The 17,687-nt window shown below is 73.4% G+C and carries 15 protein-coding genes; 3 read left to right on the forward strand and 12 right to left on the reverse strand.

Going from position 1 to position 17,687, the window contains the following annotated elements:
* The 7 genes from Q9S36_RS40920 to Q9S36_RS40950 all read right to left on the reverse strand — a co-directional run.
* Positions 1 to 3,020 (reverse strand): ATP-dependent DNA helicase (locus Q9S36_RS40920; RefSeq protein ID WP_311290495.1); only part of this gene is annotated, 3,020 nt, incomplete at its 3' end.
* A gap of 102 nt (positions 3,021 to 3,122) precedes the next feature.
* The gene (locus Q9S36_RS40925; RefSeq protein WP_311290496.1) at positions 3,123 to 4,229 is read right to left on the reverse strand and encodes a ring-opening amidohydrolase; all 1,107 of its coding nucleotides are present in this window, start codon (positions 4,227 to 4,229) and stop codon (positions 3,123 to 3,125) included.
* 46 nt (positions 4,230 to 4,275) lie between these two features.
* Positions 4,276 to 5,226 carry a carbamate kinase gene (locus tag Q9S36_RS40930; RefSeq protein WP_311290497.1) on the reverse strand — a complete coding sequence of 317 codons (951 nt, stop codon included), beginning with the start codon at positions 5,224 to 5,226 and terminating at the stop codon, positions 4,276 to 4,278.
* 101 nt (positions 5,227 to 5,327) lie between these two features.
* A complete protein-coding gene (locus tag Q9S36_RS40935; RefSeq protein ID WP_311290498.1) occupies positions 5,328 to 5,597 on the reverse strand; it encodes a hypothetical protein in 270 nt (89 codons plus the stop codon).
* Positions 5,598 to 5,636: 39 nt separating this feature from the next.
* A complete protein-coding gene (locus Q9S36_RS40940) occupies positions 5,637 to 6,929 on the reverse strand; it encodes an ArsB/NhaD family transporter (protein ID WP_311290499.1) in 1,293 nt (430 codons plus the stop codon).
* Positions 6,926 to 7,423 carry a TrkA C-terminal domain-containing protein gene (locus tag Q9S36_RS40945; RefSeq protein WP_311290500.1) on the reverse strand — a complete coding sequence of 166 codons (498 nt, stop codon included), beginning with the start codon at positions 7,421 to 7,423 and terminating at the stop codon, positions 6,926 to 6,928. The genes Q9S36_RS40940 and Q9S36_RS40945 overlap by 4 nt, the downstream gene beginning before the upstream one ends.
* Entirely contained in the window at positions 7,420 to 7,968 is a 549-nt protein-coding gene (locus tag Q9S36_RS40950; protein ID WP_311290501.1) for an SPFH domain-containing protein, read from the reverse strand. Before Q9S36_RS40950 ends, Q9S36_RS40945 begins: the two co-directional genes overlap by 4 nt.
* 68 nt (positions 7,969 to 8,036) lie before the next feature.
* Here Q9S36_RS40950 and Q9S36_RS40955 point away from each other — a divergent pair, with 68 nt between their 5' ends.
* Together Q9S36_RS40955 and Q9S36_RS40960 are read left to right on the forward strand one after the other, a co-directional pair.
* Positions 8,037 to 9,002, forward strand: coding sequence for a sensor histidine kinase (locus tag Q9S36_RS40955; protein ID WP_311290502.1), 966 nt, complete (start codon positions 8,037 to 8,039; stop codon positions 9,000 to 9,002).
* The gene (locus tag Q9S36_RS40960; protein WP_311290503.1) at positions 8,999 to 9,643 is read left to right on the forward strand and encodes a response regulator transcription factor; all 645 of its coding nucleotides are present in this window, start codon (positions 8,999 to 9,001) and stop codon (positions 9,641 to 9,643) included. The genes Q9S36_RS40955 and Q9S36_RS40960 overlap by 4 nt, the downstream gene beginning before the upstream one ends.
* A 19-nt stretch (positions 9,644 to 9,662) precedes the next feature.
* On the opposite strand, the gene Q9S36_RS40965 is transcribed toward Q9S36_RS40960, so the two are convergent.
* Positions 9,663 to 10,085 (reverse strand): VOC family protein, encoded by a 423-nt coding sequence (locus Q9S36_RS40965; protein WP_311290504.1) that lies wholly within the window; start codon positions 10,083 to 10,085, stop codon positions 9,663 to 9,665.
* Positions 10,086 to 10,184: 99 nt separating this feature from the next.
* On the opposite strand from Q9S36_RS40965, the gene Q9S36_RS40970 reads away from it, so the two are divergent.
* A complete protein-coding gene (locus tag Q9S36_RS40970) occupies positions 10,185 to 11,141 on the forward strand; it encodes a WYL domain-containing protein (protein ID WP_311290505.1) in 957 nt (318 codons plus the stop codon).
* Here Q9S36_RS40970 and Q9S36_RS40975 read toward each other — a convergent pair.
* From Q9S36_RS40975 to Q9S36_RS40990, 4 genes are all read right to left on the reverse strand, one after another.
* Entirely contained in the window at positions 11,136 to 12,464 is a 1,329-nt protein-coding gene (locus Q9S36_RS40975) for a lanthionine synthetase LanC family protein (RefSeq protein WP_311290506.1), read from the reverse strand. The two genes, Q9S36_RS40970 and Q9S36_RS40975, sit on opposite strands and share 6 nt — an antisense overlap.
* Before the next feature lie 65 nt (positions 12,465 to 12,529).
* A complete protein-coding gene (locus tag Q9S36_RS40980) occupies positions 12,530 to 13,210 on the reverse strand; it encodes an NAD(P)H-binding protein (RefSeq protein WP_311290507.1) in 681 nt (226 codons plus the stop codon).
* Positions 13,211 to 13,218: 8 nt separating this feature from the next.
* Positions 13,219 to 15,213: a hydantoinase B/oxoprolinase family protein gene (locus Q9S36_RS40985; RefSeq protein WP_311290508.1), complete on the reverse strand. Its 1,995-nt coding sequence runs from the start codon at positions 15,211 to 15,213 to the stop codon at positions 13,219 to 13,221.
* Positions 15,210 to 17,336 carry a hydantoinase/oxoprolinase family protein gene (locus Q9S36_RS40990; protein ID WP_311290509.1) on the reverse strand — a complete coding sequence of 709 codons (2,127 nt, stop codon included), beginning with the start codon at positions 17,334 to 17,336 and terminating at the stop codon, positions 15,210 to 15,212. The genes Q9S36_RS40985 and Q9S36_RS40990 overlap by 4 nt, the downstream gene beginning before the upstream one ends.
* Positions 17,337 to 17,687 lie beyond the last annotated feature (351 nt).

Genomic DNA, 17,687 nt, shown 5'->3' on the forward strand with positions numbered 1-17,687 from the left:
CCGCGCGGCCCCCGCTCGGCACCGCCGGAGCGCATCGGCCGGCCGGCCTCCTCGTCGAGGGCGCCCGCGTCGACGGCGTACTGGTAGAGGGCGAGCTGGAGGTTGCCGGCGACCGCCGGGCCCGTCGGCGCCGTGCGGGCGCTCTTGAAGTCGACGACGACCACCCGGCCGGCGTCGTCGATCTCGAGCCGGTCGGCATAGCCGGTGAGGGCCACCGGCCGGCCGTCGACGTCGACGACGGACCGGAAGCGGGTCTCGGCGCCGAGGACCGTGCGCGGGTTGGCGAGGTGCCACTGCACGAACCGGGCGACCGCCTTGCGGATCCGGGCGAGCTCGCGCTGGCGCGACCACGGCGTGCGGAAGGCGAGGCGGTCCCAGATGGCCTCGACCTCGGCCATCAGCGGCTCGACCTCAGCCGGGAGCTCGCCGCGGACCACGCGCTCGGCCAGCGCGTGGAGCACCTGGCCGAGGTTGGCGGACTGGTGCACTGCCGAGACCCCACCGGCCTCGCGCTCGAAGAACCACTGCGCCGGGCAGAGCAGGATCGACTCGAGCATGCTCGCCGAGATCGGCACCGGCCCCTCCGGGTCGCGGATCGGCTGGACCGACCGGGTGGCGCTGCGGGTGCCCCACCAGGTGGAGGGGTCCGCGGTGGGCACCAGCTGCCGTCCGTCGACCTCCTCGGCCGCGAGCGCCGCGAGGCGCCGGGCGGCCGCCTCGCGCAGCGGCGCGGAGAGGCCGGGGTCGGCGGCGGTGCGGCGCAGCTCGGCGACGAGGCCGCCCAGGGACAGCGGCCGGGGCGGCCGGCCGTCCTGGTGGTCGATGGTCACGCCGAGCTCCTCGAGGAACCGCGAGGGCTGCTCGCCGTCGTCGTCGGGCGAGCGCACCGCGCTCACCACGAGCCGTCGACGTGCGCGCGTGCAGGCGACGTAGAAGAGCCGGCGCTCCTCCATCAGCAGCGCCCGGGCCGTCACGGGCGGGACCAGGTCCGGGTGCCCGGAGGCGTCGACGCCGATGCGGTCGGCGCCGAGCAGGGTCGCGCGCCGACGCAGGTCGGGCCACCCCTCCTGCTGGACGTGGGCGACCACGACGAGGTCCCACTCGAGGCCCTTGGAGCGGTGGGCCGTGAGCAGCCGGACGGCGGCGCCCCGGACACCGCGCTCGGCGAGGGTGTCGGCGGGCAGCTGCTGCGCGACGAGGCTGGCGAAGAACGTGGCCACGCCGACGTGGTCGCGCTGGTCGACCGCGCGCGCGGCGAGCTCGAAGAGCGCGACGACCGCGTCGAGGTCGCGGTGGGCGCGTCGGGCGGAGGCGCCACCCGCGTCGACCTGGCGCCGCAGCCGGGTCGGCCACGGGGTGGTCGACCAGAGGTGCCACAGCACGTCCTCGACGCCGGCGCGGTCCTCCAGCATCCGGGCGCCGTCGCGCAGGAGGGTGGCCAGCGCCCGGGCGCGCTCGACGTCAGGGCCTTCGAGGCCGTCGAGGAAGCCCGGCGCCACGACGGCCAGCCGCAGCAGCTCCCGGGAGGTGCGACGCTCGGCGGCGTCGGCGTGCTCCTTCTCGCGCTGCCGCAGCCGGCGCACCAGGGCCCGCAGGTCGGAGGCGTCGAGCCCGCCGAGCGGCGAGAGGAGCAGCGACTCGATCCGGCCCGGGTCGAGGAAGTCAGGTGAGTCGGGGTCGTCGTTGTCGAGGTTGACCACCGCGCGGAGCCCGTCGAGGAGGGGCAGCACGGCCGGGTCGCGGACGAGCGGCAGGTCGTCGGAGGCCACCTCGACGGGCACGCCGGCGGCGGCGAGCGCGCGGCGCAGCGGCGGGATGCTGGTGCGACCCGAGCGCACGAGCACGGCCATCCGCTCCCAGGCGATGCCGTCCTCGAGGTGGGCGCGCCGGAGCAGGTCGGCGAGGCGCTCGGCCTCGGCCCGCTCGGTGTCGTAGGTGACGACCTCGACGCGGCCGTCGCCCTGGGGGCCGGGGACGGCCTCGGGGGCGAGGAACGCCTCGCGAGCGTCGGGCGAGATGCTGCCGGTCAGCGTCAGCCGCGACGCGACGCGCCCGGCGGCCAGCAGGATGCGCGGCCCGAAGCGGCGGGTGCGGCGGAGCACGACGACGGGCGCGGGCGCCCCGGCCGAGGTCGCGAAGGCGGCCGGGAAGTCGAGGATGCCGCGCACGTCGGCCCCGCGGAAGCCGTAGATCGACTGGTGCGGGTCGCCCACGACGGTCAGGTCGCGCCCGTCGCCCGCGATCGCGCGCAGCAGCGCGACCTGCCCCGGGTCGGTGTCCTGGTATTCATCGACGAAGACGTGGTGGTAGCGGGCGCGGAGCTCGTCGCGGTGGGCCTCGGCCTCGATCACCGCGCGGCGGATGAGGTCGGAGTAGTCGGTCGCGCCGAGGTTGTCGAGGACGGTGAGGTACTGCTCGAGGAACAGGCCGGCCGCGACCAGCTCGGGCAGGTCGTGCTCGATGCCCAGCCCGCGCAGCCCGGCGGGGTCGAGCCCCTTCTCCCGGGCGCGGGCGAGCACCGCCTGCACCTCCCGGACGAAGCCGCGGGTGCCGACTGCGCGCCGCAGGGGCTCGGGCCACACGACCGACTCGGGGTTGTCGCGCAACAGCTCGCGCAGCACCACGTCGGCCTCCGGGGCGGACAGCAGCCGGATGGCCCCTTCGTAGAGCTCGTGGGGGGCGTACTTCCTGACGAGCGCGTAAGCGAAGGAGTGGAAGGTGGAGCACGCGGCCGCGGAGGTCGTGCGGGCGACGCGGGCGGTGACGCGGTCGCGCAGCTGCTCGGCGGCCTTGCGGGAGAAGGTGAGGGCGAGCACCGCGTCGGGCGAGGCGCCGCGGTGCTCGATGCGGTCGACGATCGCCTCGACCAGCGTCGTGGTCTTGCCCGTGCCGGGGCCGGCGAGGACGAGCAGCGGACCGCCCTCGTGGTCGACGACGCGCTGCTGGTGCTCGTCGAGCTCGGGCACGACGACGTCGTGCACGGGCCGCACGAGGTGGTAGCGGGTGGTCGTCGTGCTCATGCAGGACACCCCATCACGCGGGACCGACAATCCGCTGCCGGCCCCGCGGACGGGGTGTGGAGGAAGGGGTGTGGAGGAACCTGCGCGAACGGGCAGGACGGGTCAGGACAGGTCGACGATGGCGGCCACCGGGCCGCCGCCCTCGGGCCCCTGGTGGGCCGCGGAGACCGAGACGAAGACCGCCGGGTCGCCCGTCACGGCTGCGGTGACGCCGCCGACGCACGACTTGATCTGGCGGTGCCAGTGCACGTCGGAGTCGTCGAGCATGGCGTTGCGGCGGCCGCGGACCATGCCGTCCTGGCTGGCCTCGCACTTGAGGAAGACGTTGACCAGGCGGTCGTCGAGGTCGCTCGTGCGCGGGCGCTCGGGGAGGTCGAGGCCGGCGGAGCGGATGGCCTCCCAGATGCCGTCGGCGTCGAGGGCGTCCTTCATCACCGAGTGGCCGATGCGGTACTTGCCGCCGACCCCCTTGGCGTTGCCGACGACGACGATCTGCGCCTGGTCGAGCTCGACGCCGGACGAGCAGGAGGCGACCGAGGAGTAGAGCTCGCGGTTGTGCATCACGTCCTCGTCGGTGGGCATGTCGATCTCGCCGAGGGCGACGGCGATGCCGAGGCCGGTGACGCCGTTGGAGAGGTCCATCGACTCGTGGGTGTGCTCGGTCCACACCTTCTTGCCGCGCGACTTGGCGTCGCGGATGGTGTGGATGGTGAGCAGCGGGGTCTTGGTCTGGACGTAGTGGACGTCGGCCGGGTCGGTGATCCCGGCGCGCTCCATCGCGACCTTCACGCCCGCGGCGACCTTCTCGATCATCGCGGTGTAGCCGATCTCCTCAGGCAGGATCGCCTCGCTCATCGCGAAGCCGGCGGTGAGCCGCAGCTCCTCGCGCGACGGGTCGTCCTCGGGGACGTCGGTGGTGGCGAAGATGGTGGCGTGGGGGCTGATCACGCCGTCGGTGCCGCCGGACCACACGATCGGGATGCCCTTGACCTGCTCGGGGTCGGCGCCCTTGGCGACCAGCGCCTCGCGAAACGCCCGGTCGGCGATGATGCGGGTGTAGTCGTTGACGCCGCCGTTGCCCTCGGTCTTGCCGATGATCGCGAAGACCCGGTCGGCGGCGATGACGCCCTCGTCGACGAGCTTCGTCAGCTCCGAGGCGTCGGCGACGGAGTGGATGGGGACCTTGCGGACTTCAATGGCGCTGGGCATCTGGGCTCCTTCTGGTGGTGGGTTTCGAGGCTCGCTGCGCTCGCACTCAACCGCCGAGAGCGGCGGACGGTACGACGACGGTGCCGGCGTCTCCGGCGACCGCTGCGGTGATCTGGTCGAGGCTGGTGATGACGCCCCGCTTGCCGGTGGTCTCGACGAAGCGGCACACGGCGTCGACCTTGGGGCCCATCGAGCCGGACGCGAAGTGGCCCTCGGCGGCGTACGCGCGCAGCTCCGCGACGGTCACGGTGCCGAGGGGCTCGGCCTCGGGGGTGCCCCAGCGGATGACCGCGTTGGGCACGTCGGTGGCGATGACGAGCACGTCGGCGCCGGTGGTCCCGGCGAGCAGGGCGGCCCCGAGGTCCTTGTCGATGACGGCCTCGACGCCGGCGAGCGAGCCGTCGGGACGGCGCACGTGGGGGATGCCGCCGCCACCGTTGGCGACCACGACGAAGCCGGACTCGATGAGCGCGAGGACCGCCGGTGCGTCGAGGATCTCCCGCGGCTCGGGCGAGGCGACCACGCGCCGCCACCCCTTCTCGCCGCGGTCCTCCCACGTCTCGCCGTGGTCCATCAGCACCTTGGCCTCGGCCTCCGGCAGGTGGCGGCCGATCGGCTTGGTGGGGCGGGTGAAGCCCTCGTCGTCGGCGTCGACCAGCGTGCGGGTCACCAGGGCCGCGCTGCGACGGTCGACCCCGCGCAGCGCGAGCTCGCGGTCGAGCGCGTCCATGAGGACGAAGCCCAGCGTCGCCTGGGTCTGCGCGCCGCACCAGTCCAGCGGGACGGGCGGCACGACGGCGGCAGCGAGCTCGTTCTTGACGAGGAGGTTGCCGACCTGCGGGCCGTTGCCGTGGGTGATGACGACGTCGTGGTCGTGCTCGAGCAGGCCGGCGACCGCGGCCATGGCGACCTGCGCGGCGGCGATCTGGTCCTCGGGCCGGGCCCGGCCGTCGGCGTTCGTCATGGCGTTTCCGCCGAGTGCGAGCAGGACCCTCATGGACGCAACCGTAGTGATGCGCGACACGCGGCCCACCGGCAACAGTTGTCAGCGCCCGGCGCGACGCTGGTCAGGTCTTGCCAAGGGGGCGGCGCCGGGGGTCACGCGTCGTACTCGGCTGCGTGGGTGGGGGCCCCGGGCGCCTGTCGCTCCAGGGACTGCCGGTAGGCCACGCAGCCGCGCAGGAACTGCGGCCAGGGCGGGACGGCGATCGCCGGCTCGACCTGCTCGGGCAGCAGGCTCCACAGGTCGGGGTGGTGCCAGCACAGGTCGTGGCCCGAGCTGTCCCGGTGCGTGCGGATCGCCGCCCTCAGGGCCAGCACCTCCGCGACCAGCCGGTCGCGGTCCATCTCCTCGACGTCCTCGTCCATCGGTCCAGTGTGCGCCCGCCCCACGCCCGCGGCGAGCGGTCAGGCGAGCGCGAAGTACCGGAGGTAGACGTAGAGCCAGGCCACCACGAGGGTCATCGCCGTCACCACGACGCCGTACCTGGTGAACCCCCAGAAGCTGATCGGCTCCCCCGCCTTGGCGGCGATGCCGAGCACCACCACGTTCGCGCCCGCGGCCACGGCCGTGGCGTTGCCGCCGAGGTCGGCGCCGAAGACGAAGGCCCACCACAGCGGGCTGTCGGCCCCGGAGGCCCCGGTGCCGGCCACCATCTCCTCGACCACCGGGACCGTGGCGGTCGTGTAGGGGATGTTGTCGACGAAGGCTCCCACCACGCCCGAGCCGAAGAGCAGCGCCGTCGCGCCGAGCAGCTCGCGGTCGCCCATCGCCTCGGCGGCCCACTCGCTGATCGCCCCGATGACGCCCACCTGCACCAGCGCGCCGACCAGGACGAACAGGGCCATGAAGAACGCGAGGGTGCCCCACTCGACCTCCTCGAGGAACTCCTCGGGCTCGGTCCGCGAGACCAGCACGGTCGCACCCGCGCCCATCATCGCCACCACCGACGGGTCGAGGTGCAGGACCGTGTGCAGGCTGAAGGCGACCATCACCAGGAACAGCACCACCAGGGACCGGCGCAGCATCCGCACGTTGGTGATCGCGTCGGCCGGGCGCAGGTCGTCGAGGCCGTGCACGTCGCCCATCACCTGCATGTCCTTGCGGAACAACCAGCGCGCCATCACCACGAACAGCACCAGCAGCACGACGGTCAGCGGCAGCGAGTGGACGAGGAAGTCGCTGAAGCTCAGGCCCGCCCGGCTGCCGATGATGATGTTCGGGGGGTCGCCGATGAGGGTGGACATCCCGCCGATGTTGGAGGCGAGGATCAGCGAGATGAGGTACGGCGCCGACGGCAGCGCGAGCCGCCGGCACACCGACAGCGTCACGGGCGCGACCAGGAGCACGCAGGTGACGTTGTCCAGGATCGGCGCGACCGCGGCACCGACGAGCACGAGCAGGACGAGCAGCCTGTAGGGGTGGCCGCCGGACTTCTTGGCCGCCCACAGCGCCAGGAACTCGAAGAGGCCGGTCTGCTTGAGCACGCCGACGATGATCATCATCCCGAAGAGCAGGAAGATGACGTTCCAGTCGACGCCGGTGTGCTCGTCGAAGAACGCGGTCTCCGCGTCGACGAGGCCGATGACGACCATGCCGGCGACGCCGCCGAGCGCGGCGGCGACGCGGTGGACGCGCTCGGTCGCGATGAGGGCGTAGCTGACGATGAAGACGGCCAGCGCCGCCGAGGTGAGGATCACGCGGTCCCCACCTCGGCCCGGCGCCGCACGCCGTACCTGCGGGCCGAGCCCGACTCCTCGGCGATGTCCTCGGCCCAGCCGGCGAGGCGGCCGTAGCGGCTCACGGAGCGGAGGCGTTCCTCGACCTCGGTGACCTGGCCGAGGGCGGCCACGACCAGCACCTGGTCACCGGTCCGCAGCACGCTGCGTGCCTCCGGGACGACGACCTCCGTGCCGCGGGTGACGAGCGCGACGGCCGAGCCGGTGGGCAGCCGGAGCTCCCCGATCTCCACCCCGGACAGGCGCGAGCCGGGCTCGACCTCGAAGCGCAGCAACACCGCGTCGAGGCGGTCGAGCGTGGCGAACCCGATCGACACCTTGTGCACGAAGCTGCCCTTCTCCTGCCACCGGGGCTGGCGCCCGCGACCGATCGCCAGCCCGACCGCGAAGCCGATGGCGGAGGCCAGGAGGGCCACCGACACGGCCACCTCGACGAAGTACGGCGTCTCGCTCACCTGGCACCTCCGGTGAGCCGCGCCTCCACCTCGGTCACCGCGACCCCGGTGGCGACCGTGCCCGCGGGGAGCCGGCGGTTGACCTCCCGGGGCCACCGGTCCTCCAGCCCCTCCAGGTCGTCGACGAGGGTGCCGACCTCGAGCCGCTCCACCGATGCTCCGACGATCTCCTCGGCCACGCGGACGACCTGCTCCGCCGGCACGAAGTCCGCCCCCGGCTGGACCCGCCTCACCTCCAGGGTGAGGTCGGCCAGGGCCACCACGTCGACCCCGTCGCGGGTGCGTGAGCGCACGACCAGGGGAAGGACCTGCGGTCCGGTGGGCACCGGCTCGAAGCGCTCGAGGCCCGGCCAGCGCGCGAGGAAGCCGCGGTGGCCGACGCGCACGACGCGACCCTGGCGCACGACCAGCACCAGCTCGCCCGGGCCCACCCGTCGTACGCAGGCGAGGGTGACGAACAGCAGGCCCGGGCCGACGATCACCAGCCAGACCACCCACGCGGCACCCGTGGGATCGACGGCGGTGTTCTCCTCCGGTGGGGGCATGCCACCAGTCTTCGGAGCGCGAGCGCTCGACCCCATGGGGGCTGGACCCCATCTGCGAGGGTGACCACATGCACTGGCCGCGCCACCTCCCGCTGTTCTGGACGATCTGCCTGATCAACGGCGTGGTGTTCGTGGTGGGGGCGCTGGTGCTGGTCCTGTCGCCGGCGAGCGTGTCCGCCGACCCGGTGCCGTCGGAGATCGTGGTGATCGGTCTCGGGCTGGTCGTGATGCTGCTGACCAACGCGCTGCTGATCCGGTGGGCGCTGGCGCCGCTGCAGCGGCTCATCGCGCGACTGGAGGGCATCGACGACCTCGCACCCCGCCGGCTCCCCGAGGAGGGGTCGGGTCCGATCCGCGGCATCGCGGAGAGCGTGAACGGGCTGATGCTCCGGCTCGCCGAGGAGCGTCGGGCCGGCGACGCGCGCGCCCTGGCGGCCCAGGAGGCCGAGCGGCACCGGATCGCCCAGGAGCTGCACGACGAGGTCGGGCAGAGCCTCACCGTCGTGCTGCTCGGGCTCAAGCAGGCCGAGTCCCGGGCACCGGCCGGGCTGGTGCCCGAGCTGGCCGCGGTCCGGGAGAGCGCCCGCGCGGGCCTCGACGACGTACGCCGGGTGGCGCGACGGCTGCGCCCCGGCGTGCTGGAGGACCTCGGGCTGGCCAGTGCGCTGGCCGCGCTCGCCACCGACTTCGCCGACCACAGCTCGGCATCGGTGCGCCGCTCCTTCGCGCCGGGGCTGCCGCCGCTGAGCCCCGAGGCCGAGGTGGTGGTCTACCGGGTGGCGCAGGAGGCCCTCACCAACGCGGCCCGGCACTCCGACGCACAGGCCGTGGAGCTGTCGCTGCAGAAGCTCGGCGACAGCGTCGTGCTCGAGGTGAGGGACGACGGGCGGGGCTTCGACGGCCTGGAGGAGGGCTCCGGGCTGATGGGGATGCGCGAGCGCGCCGCGCTGGTCCGGGCCGAGCTGTCGGTGATCAGCCGTCCGCGGCACGGGACCACCGTGCGCCTGAAGGTCCCGGTCGGGGGTGCCGCGTGATCCGGATCCTGCTCGCCGACGACCACACCCTCGTCCGCCGCGGGGTCAGGCTGATCCTGGAGCAGGAGCCGGACCTCTCGGTGGTGGCGGAGGCCGCCGACGGCGCCGAGGCCGTGCAGCGGGTGCGCGACACCGAGGTCGACCTCGTCGTCCTCGACATCGCGATGCCCCGGATGACCGGCCTGCAGGCGGCCGCCGAGATCGCGCAACGGCGCGACCCGCCGAAGATCCTGATGCTGTCGATGCACGACAACGAGCAGTACTTCTTCGGAGCCCTCAAGGCCGGCGCCAGCGGCTACGTCCTGAAGTCCGTCGCCGACGAGGACCTCGTCGGCGCCTGCCGGGCCGCCATGCGGGGCGAGACCTTCCTCTACCCCGGCGCCGAGAGCACGCTGGTGCGCGACTACCTCGACCGGCTTCGGCGCGGCGAGCGGGTGCCGACGTCGGTGCTCACCGCCCGCGAGGACCAGGTGATCAAGCTGATCGCCGAGGGCCGCTCCTCGCGAGAGATCGCCCGCGAGCTCCACATCGCGCTCAAGACCGTCGAGGGCCACCGGGCCAACATCCTCGCCAAGCTCGGCATGCGTGACCGCGTCGAGCTGACCCGCTACGCCATCCGGGCCGGGCTCATCGAGCCCTGACCCACGTGCGGCCGAGCGGTCAGGCGGGGTACGCCACCGCGACGTCGAGGACCCAGGTGACGCCGAAACGGTCGCGCAGCATGCCGTAGAGCGGCGCCCAGCCGGAGGGACCGAGGTCCTGCAGGACCGTGGCCCCGTCAGCCAGTCCCGACCAGAGGGCCGACACCTCGTCGGCGTCGTCGCCGCGAAGCGAGACGAAGAACGGGATGGTGCCGGCGTCGTACGCCGTCGCGGCCGGGACGTCGTACGCCATCACGCGCACGCCGCTGGGGGCGACGACCTGGCCCCACATGACCTGGTCGGCCTCGGCCGGGTCCTGCACGGCGTGGGCGTCGGCGTAGGTGACGAGGACGAGCTCGCCGCCGAGGGCGTCGCGGTAGAAGGTGAGCGCCTCGCGCGCGCGGCCGCGGAAGTTGAGGTGCGGGGTGACGTCGACGGTCATGGTGGTTCCTCTCGGTGCGGCCGGTGGTTCCAGCCGATGACGCCACTCTGTCGGGAGAACAGGACTGTTCCTGTCCGCTACTTCGGGCAGGATGGGCACATGTCCGACACCAGCGCCGGCCCCACCGGGCGGCTGCTCGCGCTGCTGTCGCTGCTGCAGGCACGCCGACAGTGGCCCGGAGCCGTGCTCGCCGAGCGGCTCGAGGTCACGGAGCGCACGGTGCGCCGCGACGTCGACCGGCTCCGGGCGCTCGGCTACCGGGTCGCGGCCGCGAAGGGCCCCGACGGGGGCTACCGGCTGGAGCCGGGCAGCGAGCTGCCGCCGTTGCTCTTCGACGAGGAGCAGGCGGTCGCGCTCGCCGTGGCGCTGCGCCTCGCGGCGGACCTGGACGACGGGGTGGCGGCGGGGGCCGCTCGCGCGCTCGCGACGGTCAGGCAGGTGCTCCCGAGCCGGGTCCGGCACCGCGTGGACGCCGTCGAGGTCACCGGGCTCGACCGTGGTCCGCACGTCGACCCGGCGGCCCTCGTGGCGGTGAGCGAGGCGATCCGGCGGTGCGAGGTGCTGCGCTTCGACTACGGCGACGTGGCGGACGGTCCGGCCCGCCGGACCGAGGCTCGGCACCTGGTCCGGCGGCACTCGCGGTGGTACGTCGTCGGCTGGGACCTCGACCGGGACGACTGGCGCACCTACCGGCTGGACCGGATGCGGCTGCGCACCCCGCACGGACCGCGCTTCACCCCGCGCGCCCTCCCCACCCCCGACGTCGCCACGTTCGTCGCCGCGCGCTTCAAGGGCTCGACCGGCGAGGACGCGTGGCCGTGCCGGGGATCGGCCGTGCTCCGCTCTCCGGCCCACGCGGTCGCGCCGTTCGTCGGCGACGGCGAGGTGGAGGACCTGGCCGACGGGACCTGCCGGATCAGTCTCGGCGCCTGGTCGTGGCCCGCGCTGGCAGCCGCGCTGGCGCGCTTCGACGCCGACCTCGAGCAGGTCGCGCCCGCCGAGCTCGCCGCTGCGTGCCGGCTCGTGGGCGCTCGGCTCGGCGCGGCGGGGTCATGACGGCGGGACGTTCCACCAGGTGTCGAGCCGGGCGACCGCGGGCGTCGTACGTCCTTCGCGGAGCACGCGCGCGAGCCGCAGGAGGTACGCCGCGATGCCGGCGGTGCCCTGCATCCAGCCGACGCCGGGCGGGAGCAACGGGTCCTCGTTGCGGTGCTCCGTGAAGCGCCAGCAGGCGCCCTCGCCGTCCACGATCGACCGCTCCACGAGGGCGTCGCCCAGCACCTGCGCGAAGGCGAGGTCGTCGTCGACCCCGCGCCGCTGCCAGGCGTCGAGGAAGACGTCGCCGACCCCGGCGGTCCCGCAGCAGCGGCCGTCGTTGTCCCAGAAGCCCGGCCGCAGCCGCTCGGGGACCCCGGACGTACGGATGCTGTGCAGGCAGCGCCGCTGCCACCGGACGGGGCTCTCCCCCGCCACCTCCCGGACGCCCGCGTGCTCGAGCGCCGTGAAGAGCAGCGAGGTGCCGGTCGGCCCGTGGCACCAGCTGTAGGTGACCTCGTCCGTGTCGGGCTCCGCGGGGATGACGTGCGGCACCACGAAGCCGTCGTCGCTCGTGTCCCCGAGCGTGACCAGGTGCTCGGCCCCGCTGCGGGCGGCGTCCACCAGGTCGGGTCTCCCCAGCTCCGACCCCGCGACCGCGAGCGCGGCGGCGATCCCGGCGAGCCCGTGCGACCAGTTGGGCATCTCCATCTCGCCGCGCTCGGCGCGCACCTGCTCGGTGAACCGGTGTGGGACGAAGGGCCAGTTCGTGCCCGCCTCGGTCGGCTCGGCCTCGGCGAGCAGCAGGTCGGCGGTGCGGTGCGCGAGCTCGGTGGCTCCGGGCGTGCCGTGCCGGTGCGCCCACACGGCCCCCAGGAGGTTGCCCGCCGTGCCGAGCGTGGCGTCGTTGATGCGCGTGTGCTCGGGGAAGCGCGGCGGCGTCATCCAGGGCTGGTCCCAGCCGTCGTCCGTGGCCAGCGCGGCCAACCGGGCGATCGCCTCGTCAGCGCCGTCGGCGCCGAGCGCGGACAGCACGCCGAGGTCGCTGACCAGGCCGTCGAAGTAGGTGTAGGTCGTGGTCGTCGACAAGCGGCTCCGGATGCGGGCGGTGATCCCGTCGGCGAGCCGCTGCTCCTCGCCGGTCCACGGCCGCGCCTCGCGGGCCTCGGCCAGCACGTGGGCGAGCCCGCCGATCCCGCTGTGCATGCCGTCGCGCTCCTCGGGCGGACCGCCGTGCGGCACGGACTCGGGGATCCACGGCCCGTCGTCGTCCCACCGGACCTGGTCGAGCACCCATCGCCACGCCGCCTCGCCGAGGTCGGCGTACGTCTCCGGAGTCGTCATGGGCGCGATCATGGCAGGACCCGGGCCCGGGGTTCCTGTCCTTTCCTCGCGACGGGAGGCGGGCGTCAGGCGCGGGCGCGCAGCAGCGCGTCGAGCACGCGGGTGCCGACGGGCAGCCCGTGGTCGTCGTAGTGGGCGAACATCGCCGACAGCCAGGGATGCGTGCCGGGATCGCTCACGCGGCGCACGGGCACGCCCGCCTCGGACGCCAGCTCGCGCACCGTCGCGACCCGGGTGGCGAGCTCGTACGTCGCCCCCGCGTGACCGGGCTCGGTGAGGACGACGGCGGCGGACCGCCCGAGGTCCGCGAGGTCGAGGAAGCCGAACGGCACGTCGGGCGAGTAGGGCAGGTCCACCGGGCCGGTCAGGTCGAGGTTCTGCAGGTACGCCCCCGGCTGGAGGATCGTCCAGTCGAGGCCGCTGCGACGGACCAGGTCCTCGCTGACGGCCTTGCCGACGTGGTGCGGCATCGCGGGCGCGTAGGGCGAGGCGACCGAGTGGTAGACCACCCGGCCCACGCCCGCGACCGACAGCGCCTCGAGGACCGCGGCGACGTACGCCGGCTCGTCGGGGTGCAGGTTGGGCGCGATGAGGTACGCCGCGTCGCAGCCGGTCACCGCTGCCGCCAGGTCGGGCCAGTCGGCCCGGCCGAGCGGCAGCGTCCCCACGTCGAGGGCGGTCAGTGCGTCACGGACGGCGCGACCGGTCTTGCCGTGCCCGCCGAGGACCGCGACGCGTCCCACCATCAGGGCACTCAGATCCGGTCGACCTCGGCGAAGGCCGCACCGTCGGCGAGCGAGGAGTAGCCCGGGCCGCGGTCGAAGAACGCGTCGTCCTCGCGGCTCCACGCCGCGCGGCCGGCCCGCTCGGCGGTCGTGGCGTCCGGGTCGAAGCCCAGGTCGCCGGCGTCGGCCGATCCGGTCAGCACCACGCCGTAGTCACGCAGGGCGGCCTCAGGCGAGACCTTGCGCCACACCACGTCACGCACGACCAGCTCGGGGTCGCGGGCCAGCGGGTCGCCCCAGCCGCCGCCACCCGTCGTCCGGATCCGGACGACCTGGCCGGCCTTGACCACCTCGGCGTCGGCGAGGGCGTCGACCTCGCGCTCGTCGGGACCGCCCGGGTCGATGACGACCTGGAAGGGCGCACCCGCCCTGCCGCCGCGCACGCCCCAGCAGGCGAGGATCGACCGGTCGGCGATGGACATGAAGTGCGCGTCCTTGAGCATCCGGATGTGCTTCTCGTAGCCGAGGCCGCCGCGGAACTCGCCCGCGCCGCCGGAGTCCATCGCGAGGCCGAGGCGCTCGACGATGAACGGGAAGCGGGACTCGGTGAACTCGGTGGGCAGGTTCCGGGAGTCGGGCACCACGTGGATGGTGTCCTCGCCGTCGGCGTAGTAGCGCCCGCCCGAGCCGCCGCCGAGGACCTCGCGCATGAGGTAGTCGTTGCCCTCGAGGTCCTTGCCGTAGACGCCGGTGTAGCGGATGGTCTCCTGGTCGGCCGGCATCTTGCCGTCGACCGCCTTGGCCACCACGCCGGCGAGCACGCCGAGCAGCCGGAGGATCACGAAGGTGCGGGCGTTGGTCGGGGCGGGGTGGATCGGGGTGAGCAGCGTGCCCTTCTCGGGGAAGCGCATCTCGATGAGCGGCACGATGCCCTCGTTGACGTCGAGCTCGGCCATCCGCTCCGGGGTGTCGGCGAGGTTGCGCAGGATCGGCGCCAGCCACTTCTTGAGGAAGTTGCCGCCGACGTAGTCGCCGCAGTGGTTGATCGGGCCCTTGGCCTGGGCGCTGGTGCCGGTGAAGTCGATGATCAGCCGCGGTCCGGCGGGACGCCCGTTCTCCGGGTCCGCGGGGGCGTCGCTGACCTTGGTCAGGGTGATCCGCTGCGTGTGCAGCTGGGGCTCGTCGACGCCGTCGTGCTCGGCGTAGTCCTCCCAGACGTAGGTGCCGTCGGGGATCTTGGACAGGATCTCGCGCCGGTAGGTCTCGGTCGTCGCGTCGAGGATGGCGTCGAACGACGCCTCGATCGCGTCACGGCCGTAGCGGCCGAAGAGCTCGCCGAGCCGGCGCGCGCCCATGAGGCAGGCCGAGCACTCGGCGTCGAGGTCGGCGGCGAGGCTGTCGGGCATCCGCGAGTTGCGGGTCATGATCCGCAGTGCCGACCTGTTCGGCACGCCGGCGTCCCACAGCTTGATCGGCGGGACGGCCAAGCCCTCCTCGTAGACGGTCGTGGCGTTGCTGGGCATCGATCCGGGCACCGCGCCGCCGATGTCGTCGTGGTGGCCGAAGGCCTGCACGAACGCGACCACCTCGCCCTCGTGGAACACCGGCACCGTGACGCAGAGGTCGGGGAGGTGGCCGATGCCGCCCTCGGACTCGTAGACGTCGTTGTGGAAGAAGACGTCGCCCTCGCGCATCTCCTCGATCGGGTAGTCGCGCACGATCGGGTGCACGAGCGCGCTGTAGGAGCGGCCGGTGAGCTTGCGCAGCTGGCGGTCGTGGATGCCGGCGCGGAAGTCGTGGGCGTCGCGGATCATCGGCGAGCGGCTGGTGCGGCCGATCGCGGTCTCGACCTCCATCTCGACGCTGGCCAGCGTCCCCTGGACGATCTCGACGAGGATCGGGTCCACCGTCGTGCCCTCGGGGGTGAGCCGGCCGCCGTGCTCGTAGGCCGTCGGCAGGCCGGCCGGGTTCACCGGCTTCGCGGTGACGTACGCCGGGTCGACGGTGGTGTCGAAGGTGGTCATCGCACGCCCTCCTGGGTGCTGGTCTTCCGGATCACGAGGTTGGCCCAGTCGTCGACCACGACCTCGAAGCCGGGGTGGACGGGGATGGTCGAGCCGAACTCCTCGACGATGGCCGGGCCGCTGAAGCTGTCACCCGCTCCCAGGTCGGGGCGCCAGATGACCGGGGTGTCGACGTAGCCCTCGCCGGCGTCGAAGCAGACGGGGCGGCGGCCGCGGACCGCGCGGTCCTCGAGGTCGCCCTCGGCCTTGTCGAGGGTCTGGATCTCGGGGCGGGTGATGGGGCCGATGCCGGTGACGCGGAGGTTGACCCACTCGACCTGCTGGTCGCGGTCGCCGCGGAAGTCGTAGCCGTAGAGCTGGCGGTGCTCGGCGTGGAAGGTCTCCGCGACCTGCGCGACATAGGCGTCGTCGACGTCGCCCTCCGGGGCCGCGACGCGCACCTCGAAGGCCTGGCCGACGTAGCGCACGTCGATGGTGCGCTGGAAGCGGTGCTCCGCGGCGGCGAAACCCTCCTTGTCGAGGGCCTCGCGCGCCCGGGCTGTCAGGTCGTCCAGGATGGACTGGACGGCCACGTGGTCGAGCGCCGACTCCTTGGCGACGTGGGTCTGGACGTAGTCGTTCTTCACGTCGACGGTCAGCAGGCCGAAGGCGCTGACGTTGCCCGGGTTGGGGGGTACGACGACGCCCGCGAGGTCGAGGATGTCGACGAGCCGGCAGGCCAGCAGCGAGCCGGAGCCGCCGAAGGTGGTCAGCATGAAGTCGCGCACGTCGAGCCCGCGCTTGACGCTGACCTGGCGCAGCGCGTTGGCCTGGTTCCAGGCGGAGATCTCCAGGATGCCCGTCGCGCAGGTCTCGAAGTCGAGGTCGAGCTGGTCGGCGAGGTCGGCGATGCCGGCCCGGGCGGCCTCGACGTCCAGCGGGATCTCGCCCCCGAGCAGGTGGGGAGGGATCCGGCCGAGCGTGACGTGGGCGTCGGTGATGGTCGGCTGGGTGCCGCCCTTGGCGTAGCAGAGCGGGCCGGGGTCGGCACCGGCCGAGTGGGGGCCGACCTTGAGCGTGCCCTCGGGCGAGAGCCAGGCGATCGAGCCGCCGCCGGCGCCGACGGTGACCACGTCGATCATCGGGATCTTGCTGGGGTAGGCGCCGACCGTGCCCTCGGTGGTGAGGGTCGGCTCGCCGTCGAGCACGACGGACACGTCGGTCGAGGTGCCGCCGCCGTCGCAGGTCAGGATCTTCGGGAAGCCGGCGACCTTCGCGATCAGCGCAGCACCGAGCGCCCCGGCGGCCGGGCCGGACAGCACGGTCGTGATCGGCTGGTGCACGACCTCGTCGGCCGACAGCACGCCGCCGTTGGACTTCATCACGTAGAACGGGATCTCGCTGCCGGTCCTGTGCCCACCCGTGAAGGCCATCAACCGCTCGGAGATGTTGGTGACGTAGCGACTGACGTTGGGCTTGACGGCCGCGTCGACCAGCGTGGTCATGGAGCGCTCGTACTCGCGGTACTCGCGCAGCACCTCGCTGGAGATCGACACCACCGCGTCGGGGTGCTCGCGGCGCAGGATGTCGCGCATCCGCAGCTCGTGGTCGTCGTTGGCGTAGGCGTGGAGCAGGCAGACGCCGATCGTGCTGATGCCCTGGTCGCGGAACCAGCGGGCCGCGGCGACGGCGGCCTCCTCGTCGAAGGGGCGGATCTCGGCGCCGGTGAAGTCGAGGCGGCCACCGACGGTGCGGACCCGGTCGGCCGGCACGATGCGGTCGGGCTTGACCCAGAAGTAGGAGTTGCCGTAGCCGTCGGGCACCGACTGCCGGGCGATCTCGAGCATGAACTCGTAGCCCTCGGTCGTGATGAACCCGAGCGCCTCGACCTTGCCCTCGAGGAGCTTGTTGGTCGCGACCGTGGTGCCGTGCGACACCGCCGAGATGTCACCGCCCCCGGCGCCGACGATGCCGAGGATCTTCTCGATGCCGGCGATGAACCCGTCGGCCGGGTTGCCCGGCGTGCTGGGCGTCTTGGTGGTGACCAGCTCCCCCGAGTCCTCGTCGAAGGCGACGACGTCGGTGAACGTGCCACCGGTGTCGATACCGATCCTGATCCGCCGCTGGGCCGATTCCTGCGTCATGGGGACGATTCAACTGAACGTGGCGTGGCGAGGGCCACGGCAGAGTCTGCCGACGGAATGCCGATTGTCCGGCGATTCTTGCCAGCCAGCTCCTCGACACCGGGGCGGAAATAGGTGAAGGGCCCTCGTCGGTATGAGCGGCAAGGGCCCTTCGGGCGATGTGCAGGTCGCCGAAGCGTCCAGCTCATCTGGGTGACCGGTCGTGGTGATGCTCCCGGTCGATCGCTCCCTCTGTCCGGTCCCAGCCACCGCATCACCCGGTGCCTGCGACGATCCCCGGCGAACCGGTTCCCGTCGTGCGGACCCTCCTTCCGGAGCCATCCCGCCTCCCCTTGCGGGGGTGCGTAGGAG

This window comes from Microbacterium sp. ARD31, assembly GCF_031844425.1.